5 protein-coding genes are annotated in these 9,111 nt (G+C 64.7%); 4 read left to right on the forward strand and 1 reads right to left on the reverse strand.

What is annotated here, in order from left to right:
• Window positions 1-23 precede the first annotated feature (23 nt).
• On the reverse strand, window positions 24-4,889 hold the full coding sequence (locus tag AC25M7_RS16635) for an NAD-glutamate dehydrogenase (protein ID WP_307942179.1): 4,866 nt from the start codon (window positions 4,887-4,889) through the stop codon (window positions 24-26).
• A 271-nt stretch (window positions 4,890-5,160) separates the two neighbouring features.
• Here AC25M7_RS16635 and AC25M7_RS16640 point away from each other — a divergent pair, with 271 nt between their 5' ends.
• The 4 genes from AC25M7_RS16640 to AC25M7_RS16655 all read left to right on the forward strand — a co-directional run bounded on the left by AC25M7_RS16640 (window position 5,161) and on the right by AC25M7_RS16655 (window position 9,001).
• On the forward strand, window positions 5,161-5,514 hold the full coding sequence (locus AC25M7_RS16640; RefSeq protein WP_028692932.1) for a hypothetical protein: 354 nt from the start codon (window positions 5,161-5,163) through the stop codon (window positions 5,512-5,514).
• 105 nt (window positions 5,515-5,619) lie between these two features.
• Window positions 5,620-6,330 carry a FadR/GntR family transcriptional regulator gene (locus AC25M7_RS16645; RefSeq protein WP_028692931.1) on the forward strand — a complete coding sequence of 237 codons (711 nt, stop codon included), beginning with the start codon at window positions 5,620-5,622 and terminating at the stop codon, window positions 6,328-6,330.
• A 102-nt stretch (window positions 6,331-6,432) separates the two neighbouring features.
• A complete protein-coding gene (gene lhgO / locus AC25M7_RS16650; protein ID WP_062359636.1) occupies window positions 6,433-7,626 on the forward strand; it encodes an L-2-hydroxyglutarate oxidase in 1,194 nt (397 codons plus the stop codon).
• Window positions 7,627-7,672: 46 nt separating this feature from the next.
• Window positions 7,673-9,001, forward strand: coding sequence for an MFS transporter (locus AC25M7_RS16655; RefSeq protein WP_028692929.1), 1,329 nt, complete (start codon window positions 7,673-7,675; stop codon window positions 8,999-9,001).
• The last annotated feature ends 110 nt before the right edge of the window (window positions 9,002-9,111 follow it).

Genomic DNA, 9,111 nt, shown 5'->3' on the forward strand with positions numbered 1-9,111 from the left:
TTTCTTTTACCTCAACGCCAGGCTCAGGACGGAATCACCGCCGCCTGCCCGCTCATCGCCAGGTCGACCAGCTCGCGGTTGGCCACCGCGTACATCGCATAGTCGGTGCCGCTGGCATTGCGCAGGTCGTCGAGCATGGCGCGCCAGCGCTCGACCATCACCCGGTGCTGCTCGCACCACAGCGCCACCCGTGCATCCATGTCTTGCGGCGCGTCGGCCATCTGCAACACCGAGATGGTGATCGCCCGCTGCTGCAGGTCGATGTCGTCGCGGAACGCCTCACGGGCCAGGGCCTGCCAGTTGTTCTCCACCGGCAGGTTGCTGATTTCCTGCAGGTACCAGGTCAGGTCCAGCGAGCTGCCCACGGCGAAGAAGGCCTTGGCCACCTGCGCCGGATCGTGACCGGTGACGTCCGAGGCCTCGATGATCGGCAACAGGGTGTACAGGTGGGTGGTGCCCGCCACCATGCGCGCCAGCAGTTCCGGCACGCCGGCCTCGACGAAGCCTTGGTAGCGGACCATCCAACGCTCACGGGTCGGACCTTCCAGCAACTCGTCCAGCTTCAGGCCCAACTGGGCGATCTTCGGCCCGAAGTGGGCGACATCGCGACCCGCGTCCTGCTCGTTGCGACGGCTGCGCAGGAACCAGCGGGTGGCGCGGCGGCCCAGGCGCATCAGCTCGTCCATCAGGGTCAGCTGGATCTCGGCAGGGACTTGGTAGTCCAGAGCCTCGATCTGGCGGAACCAGTGCGGCAGGTGGAAGATGTCGCGCACGATCACATAGGCGCCGGCGACGTTCGCCGGGCTCATGCCGGTGGACTCCTTCAGGCGCTGAACGAAGGTGATGCCCATGTTGTTGACCAGATCGTTGGCGATCTGGGTGCTGACAATCTCGCGCTTGAGGCGATGGCGGCGCATCGAGTCGGCGAACTTGCTTACCAGCGACGGCGGGAAGGCCGTTTCCATGTCACGGGTCAGGTAGTCGTCGTCCGGCACCAGCGACTTGAGCAGTTGCTCCTTGAGATCGATCTTGCTGTACGAGATCAGCACCGACAGCTCAGCGCGGGTCAGGCCGTGACCGGCGGCCAGGCGCTCGGCCAGTTGCTCTTCGGTGGGCAGGAACTCGATGGCGCGGTCCAGCTTGCCACGGGCCTCGAGGTCGGCCATCAGGCGCTTGTACTCGGCGATTCGCTCTCGGGCGCGACGGGCAGCCAGCGACAGCGCTTGCGTCTGCTTGTAGTTGTTGCCCAGCACCAGCTCTGCGACTTCGTCTGTCATGCTGCCCAGCAGCTGGTTGCGCTGCTTCTCGGTCATGTCGCCACCCTGCACCACTTCGTTGAGCAGGATCTTGATGTTGACCTCGTGGTCGGAGCAGTCCACGCCGCCGGCGTTATCGATGAAGTCGGTGTTGGTGGCGCCGCCGTTGAGGCCGAACTCGACCCGGCCGAGCTGGGTCATGCCCAGGTTGCCGCCCTCGCCCACCACCTTGCAGCGCAGCTCGTTGCCGTTGACGCGCAGGGCGTCGTTGGCCTTGTCGCCGACATCAGCGTGGCTTTCGCTGCTGGCCTTGACGTAGGTGCCGATACCGCCGTTCCACAGCAGGTCCACCGGCGCCTGCAGCAACGCGTGCAGCAGCTCGGTCGGGGTCAGGCGGTCGGCCTCGATGGCGAAGCGTTCCTTCATCTGCGGGCTGATGGCGATGCTCTTGGCGCTGCGCGGGAAGATCCCGCCGCCTTCGGACATGATGCTGGTGTCGTAGTCGCTCCAGGCCGAGCGCGGCAGGTCGAACAGACGCTTGCGCTCGACGAAGCTGGTGGCTGGATCCGGATTCGGATCGATGAAGATGTGCAGGTGGTTGAACGCGGCCACCAGTTGCAGCTTGTCGGACATCAGCAGGCCGTTGCCGAACACGTCGCCGGCCATGTCGCCGATACCGACCACGGTGATCGGGTCTTCCTGCACGTTGATGCCGCGTTCGCGGAAGTGACGCTGCACGCCGACCCAGGCACCACGGGCGGTGATACCCATCTTCTTGTGGTCATAGCCAGCCGAGCCGCCAGAGGCGAAGGCGTCGCCCAGCCAGAAGCCATAGTCGATGGCGATGCCATTGGCGATGTCGGAGAAGGTCGCGGTGCCTTTATCGGCCGCCACCACCAGGTACGGATCGTCCTCATCGTGACGCACCACGTTGGCCGGCGGCACCACGCCACCGTCCTTGAGGTTGTCGGTGATGTCGAGCAGGCCGGAGATGAAGATGCGGTAGCACGCCACGCCTTCGGCGGCGATTTCATCACGGCTGCCGCCCAGCGGCAGGCGGCGCGGCAGGAAGCCGCCCTTGGCGCCCACCGGCACGATCACCGAGTTCTTCACCTGCTGAGCCTTGACCAGGCCGAGCACTTCGGTGCGGAAGTCCTCTTCGCGATCCGACCAGCGCAGGCCGCCGCGGGCGACGTTGCCGAAGCGCAGGTGCACGCCCTCGACCCGTGGCGAATAGACGAAGATCTCGAATTTCGGCACCGGTTTCGGCAGTTCCGGGATCAGCTTGGGGTTGAACTTGAAGCTGAAGTACGACTTGTTCTGGCCGTTGGCGTCCGGCTGGTAGAAGTTGGTGCGCAGGGTGGCCTTGATCAGGTCCAGGTAGCGACGCAGGATGCGGTCCTCGTTGAGTACCTGGACCTCGTCCAGGGCGCTGAGAATCGCCTGCTCCAGGCGCTGTTGCTTGTCGTCCAGGTCCTCCTGGGTCAGCTTGCGCGCCAGGTAGAAGCGGGTCTTGAACAACCGGGTCAGCTCGCGGGCGATGTCGGTGTGGTTGTTCAGGGTGCTGGCGATGTAGCCCAGATCGAAGCCCAGGCGAATTTGCTTGAGGTAGCGGGCATAGGCGCGCAGCAGCGCCACGTCGCGCCACGGCAGACCAGCAGTCAGCACCAGGCGGTTGAAGGCATCGTTTTCGGCGTCGCCCTTGACGATATGGACGAAGGCGTCCTGGAAGGTGTCGTTGAGCTGCTGGATATCAAGATTGAGGCCTTCGCTGTAGGTGAAGGCGAAGTCGTGGATCCAGAACTCGCGGCCGCTGGCGTGGCGCAGGCGGTACGGGAACTCGCCGAGCACGCGCAGGCCGAGGTTTTCCAGGATCGGCAGCACGTCCGACAGCGCCAGCGGCGTATCGGCGTGGTACAGCTTGCAGTGCAGCTGGCGCTCGCCCAACTGGGTCAGCGGCTGGTAGAAGCTCATGGCCAGCGGCTTGGCTTCGGACAGGTTCAGCACATGCTGCATGTCGACCACGGCCGAGTGCGCGGCGAAGCGCTCACGGTAGCCGGCCGGGAAGCCTTTCGGGAAGTCGGCCAAAATATTGGTGCCGTGGGCCTCGCCGAAGTTCTCCACCACCAGCGCCGAGAAATCGTCCTGCCACGAACGGCAGGCCTGGATCACTTCGTTTTCCAGCTGCTGCGGATCGATGTCGATGCGGTTCTTCGGGTCCACCCGCAGGATCAGCTGCACGCGGGCCAGCACCGACTCGGAGAAGAAGGTCCAGAACTCGCAGTCGGTGGCCTTCAGGCGCTCCATCAGCACCTGCTGGATCTTCTGCCGCACCTCGGTGGAGTAGATCTCACGTGGCACGTAGGCCAGGCAGTAGCAGAAGCGGCCGTACGGGTCCTTGCGCAGGAACACGCGGATCTTGTTGCGCTCCTGGATCTGCACGATCGACATGACAGTGCTGAGCAGTTCGTCGACCGGGGTCTGGAACAGGTCGTCGCGCGGCAGCACCTCGAGGACCTGGGCCAGCTCCTTGCCCAGGTGGGCTTTGGGGTCGAAGTTGGAACGGCGTTCGACCTCGGCGACCTTGCCACGGATGTACGGGATGGTGTGCACGCTCTCGCCGTACACCGACGAGGTGTACAGGCCCATGAAGCGGCATTCCTTGATGACCTTGCCGTCCTGGTCGATCTGGCGGATCGACACGTAGTCCGGGTACGCCGGGCGGTGCACGCGGCTTGGCTGCGAGGCCTTGGCGAACGACAGCAGGCGCGGCTCGCGCAGGTAAGCGACGGCGTAGTCCTCGATGCGCAGGTCGTCGGCGCCCAGGCCTGCGCGCAGCAGGCGGGCCAGGCCCAGGAACGAGGCCTCGTCGTAGACCAGGTGGCCGCCGTCGGCATCGGACTCGACAGTAAACTCCTCGTAGCCGAGGAAGGTGAAGTGGTTGTCCAGCAGCCACGACAGGAAGCTCTTGACCTCGGCCTTGTCGTTCTGCGCCGGGCCGAAGGCGTTCTGTTCCACCAACTCCAGCAGCTCGCGGAGCTTGGCTTTCATCGGCTCGAAGTCGGCGACCACGCCGCGCACTTCGGCCAGCACCTGCTCCAGCTCCATGCTCAAGGTATTGAGCTCGGCGGCATTGGCGCAGCGGTCGATCTCCAGGTACATCAGCGACTCATGACGGACGCCCTCGCCCTGGGTGCCTTTTGGCAGCAGCTCGACCAGCTCGCCCTTGGCGCCGCGGCGCACGCTGAGCACGGTGGTCTGCAGGGTGTGGATGCTGTAGCCGCGGCGGTTGAGTTCGGTGCGCACCGAGTCGACCAGGAATGGCAGGTCGTGGTGCAGCACCTCGACCACGGTATGGGTCGATTGCCAGCCGTGGCGTTCGTAATCAGGGTTGTAGACCCGCACCTGCGGGTGTTCGGGGTCGAAGCGCTCGATGATGCGCCAGGCGGACAGCGTGCAGCCGGCAAGGTCCGACAGCCTGCGCTGAGTGAGTTCGTCCAGAGAGATGATGCCGAAGAACTGCTCGGCGAACAGCGCCACTTGTGGCAGGGACTGTTCGCTGATGTGCTGCGCCAGGGCCGTCTGCAGTTGATGCTGGAAGTCGGCTTTGCTGGCTGCGGTGAAAAACGCCATCTGTGGTACTCCGCTTGGGCTTTGTTATAGGTGAAGCGTCGCGTACGTCCGCCGGGTACGGATCAACGATAGCCAACCCGCGGCAAGCCGGACGGTAAAACCAGGCGTTGGACATGAACGTCATGTCCACCGACTGGGCAGCTTAACGACTGAACGGTCACCGCGGCTTGCAGCGCTGCGACAATTTCGGTCAATGCGCGGTAACTTTACGTTTATCGCGGCCGCCAAGGCTGTCAGAATTCCTTTCCTTTGCCATTGACCCGAGCCGCCCATGCAACTGAAAACCGCCCTGCTCTTCGCCACCCCCTGTGACGATGAGGAAGACAACATGGCGACCCTGTGCTGCCACAGCGACAAGGGCCAGATGTTCCTGCTGACCCGTTATCCGGACGAGGACACCGTCGACCTGACCCTGGATGACGAGCCGTCGACCCTGGACGGGCTGAAGGTGACCCTGAGCGCGCAGCGGCTGCTGATCGAGGTCGCGGCGGGGGATCGTGATGCGCTGAAGGGGGATGAAACGCTGGAGATCATTCTGACCAGCGCCGGAACCGACCTGGATGAAGTGAAGGAAACGTTGCAGAACATCCTTGCCGGGACCGGGACATTCGTGTCCGAAATCTGAGCTGTTACATCGCTCCTACAGGGACCGCGCAAGCCTTCAGGAGATTGACAGGCCACTATCGAGACAGGCATTGTCTGACAACCTGACCAATAAGAACCCCTGTCCATGCTAGAGCTCCAGCGCCCCGACACCCTCGTCGAACGTGTCGTCAGCGCCATCCGCGCCGAGATCGATTCCGGCCGCCTGGCCGCCGAGTCGCGCCTGCCCACCGAACAGCAACTGGCTGAACAACTCAATGTCAGCCGCTCGGTGGTGCGCGAGGCCGTGGCGCAGCTCAAGGCCGACGGGGTGCTGATCGCCCGCCGCGGGCTCGGCTCGTACATCTCGCAGACGCCCAGCGGCACGGTGTTCCGCTTCCCCGGCAGCCAGGGGCGCAAGCCGGACCTGGTGCAGATGTTCGAGATGCGCCTGTGGATCGAAACCCAAGCCGCCGCCATCGCCGCCCGCCGCCGCGACGCCGACGACCTCGCGCGCATGGCCAGCGCCCTGGGCACCATGGAAAACCCGCGTAGCGACTTCGCCACGGCCTCGGCCGCCGACGTGGCCTTCCACCGCGCCATCGCCGAAGCCAGCAAGAACGACTACTTCGTCGCCTTCCACGATTTCCTCGGCGGCCAGCTGGCCGCCGCGCGCCGCACCGCCTGGGAAAACTCCGCCACCCCGGCGGTGGGCGGTTCGGCCGATGCCCTGCGCGAGCACCGGGCGCTGTACCAAGCCATCGCCGACGGTGACCGCCAGGCGGCTGCCGGCTGCGCTGAAGCCCACCTGCGCGCCTCTGCCAAGCGCCTGAAACTCGACCTTCCCGACCTCGACTGACTCCGGAGAACCCCATCGCGACCTGGCGAGGCTTTCACGCGAACTACTTAGTCTGACAACCTGATAAGCAGATTCACCGACAAGAATACCAAGGTACCCTGCATGACCTACGACTACTGCATCATCGGCGGCGGCATCGTCGGCCTCGCCACCGCGATGGCCCTGCTCGAACGACGCCCCGGCGCTTCGCTGCTGATCCTGGAAAAGGAAGCCAGCCTCGGCCGTCACCAGACCGGCCACAACAGCGGCGTGATCCATGCCGGCATCTACTACGCCCCCGGCAGCCTCAAAGCCGACCTGTGCAAGCGCGGCGCCCAGGCCACCAAGGATTTCTGCGGCGCGCACGGCATCGCCTTCGAGGTCTGCGGCAAGCTGCTGGTGGCCTCCAACGACCAGGAAGTGCAGCGCATGCAGGCGCTGTACGAGCGCTCGCAGCACAATGGCCTGAAGGTCGAGCGCCTGGATGCCGACGCCCTGCGCGAGCGGGAGCCGAACATCGTCGGCAAGGGCGCGTTGTTCCTCGATGCCACCGGAATCGTCGACTACCAGCAAGTGTGCGACGCCATGGCCAAGGTAATCCGCCAGGCCGGCGGCGAACTGCGCCTGTCCACCACCGTGCGCGCCATCCAGGAACATGGCGACCACGTCGCGATCAGCGCCGACGGCAACGCCTGGCGCGCCCGCCAGCTGGTGGCCTGTGCTGGCCTGCAGTCCGACCGCTTGGCGCGCCAGGCCGGGGTCAGGATCGACCATCAGATCATTCCCTTCCGCGGCGAGTACTACCGCCTGCCAGCGAGCAAGAGCCAGATCGTCAACCACCTGATCTACCCGATCCCCGACCCGGAGCTGCCGTTCCTCGGCGTGCACCTGACGCGGATGATCGACGGCAGCGTCACCGTCGGCCCCAACGCGGTGCTCGGCTTTGGTCGGGAGAACTACCGCAAGTTTTCGGTGAACTGGCGCGATGTCGCCGAGTACGCGCGCTTTCCGGGCTTCTGGAAAACCCTCTGGAACAACCTCGGTTCCGGCACCACCGAGATGAAGAATTCGCTGTTCAAGCGCGGCTATCTGGAGCAGTGCCGCAAGTATTGCCCGTCCCTCGAAGTCGAGGACCTGCTGCCCTATGAAGCCGGCATCCGCGCCCAGGCGGTGATGCGCGACGGCACCCTGGTGCACGACTTCCTGTTCGCCGAGACGCCACGCATGGTGCATGTGTGCAATGCGCCGTCGCCCGCCGCCACCTCGGCGATCCCCATCGGCCAGATGATCGCCGAGAAGATTCTCCAGGCCCGCTGATCCACCCGCTGCATCCACAATTACAAAGACAACAAGGAAAACCTCAATGTCGGTACACGAAACGGCCCTGGCCGCGAGCGAAACCCCCGAACAGCAACGCAAGCGCCTGCGCAAGGTGGCGGCGGCGACCATCTTCGGCTCGATGCTGGAGTGGTACGACTTCTACCTCTACGCCACCATGGCGGCGATCGTCTTCTCGAAGATCTTCTTCGACCCGAGCAACCCGGCGGTGGCCTCGCTGCTGGCGTTCTCCACCTTCGCCATCGGCTTCATCGCCCGGCCCTTCGGCGGCGTGCTGTTCGGCTACCTGGGCGATCGCTTCGGGCGCAAGCACGTGCTGGTGATCACCTTTTGCATGATGGGCCTGTGCACCATGCTGATCGGCCTGATCCCCGGCTACGCCACCATCGGCATATGGGCGCCGATCCTGCTGGTGATCATCCGCATCATCCAGGGCCTGGGCGCCGGTGCCGAACTGTCCGGCGCGGCGGTGACCTCCTACGAGCACGCCAGCGAAGGCAAGCGCGGCAGCCAGGGCGCCTGGCCGGCGCTGGGGCTGAACCTGGGCCTGCTGCTGTCGTCGCTGACCGTGTACCTGTTGACCATGAACGGCAACGAGTTCCTGCTGGCCGGCGGCTGGCGCATCCCGTTCATCGCCAGCATCGCCCTGGTGGCGGTGGGCCTGTGGGTGCGCAAGAGCATCCCCGAGACCCCGGACTTCAAGGAGCTGGACAAGGACGACGACAAGCCGCAGGTGTCGCCGCTCAAGCTGCTGTTCCGGAACGACCTCAAAGGCCTGGCGGTGGTGTTCTTCGTGGCCGTGGGCTACAACGCCCTGAGCTACATCTTCAAGACTTTCTCGCTGGCCTACCTGACCCAGTTCAAGGGCGTCGAGGCCCACGTCACCTCGCTGTCGGTGACCTTGGCCAGCCTGGTGGCGATCTTTGCCGTGCCGTTCTTCGGCTGGCTGTGCGACAAGTGGAGCAGCAAGACCGTGCTGATGCTCGGCGGGTTGCTGTCGGCGCTGTTCGCCTTTCCGTTCCTGCAACTGCTGTCGACCGGCGAGCCGATGATGATCTACCTGGCCATTGCCGTTGGCACCGGGATCCTGGCGCCGATGATGTTCGCCCCGCAGGGCTCGTTCCTCAGCCGACAGTTCCCGACCCAGACCCGCTCGTCGGGGTTCGGCACCGGGCGCGAGGTCGGTACCGCCGTGGCCGGTGGCCTGGCGCCGCTGGGCGGGCTGGCGCTGGTGGCCGGGTCGGCGACTCACTCCACCGATGGCGTGGCGTTAATCCTCGCGGTAGCCGGGGTGCTGGTGGTGGTGTTTGCGTTCCTTGACCAGGGCTGGCGGCATTCGAAGTCGAAGAATTAAGCGACACCAACGATCTTGATCTTGATCTTGATCTTGATCTTGATCTTGATCTTGATCTTGATCTTGATCTTGATCTTGATCTTGATCTTGATCTTGATCTTGATCTTGAT

The sequence above is a fragment of the Pseudomonas sp. P106(2024) genome, from assembly GCF_057480815.1.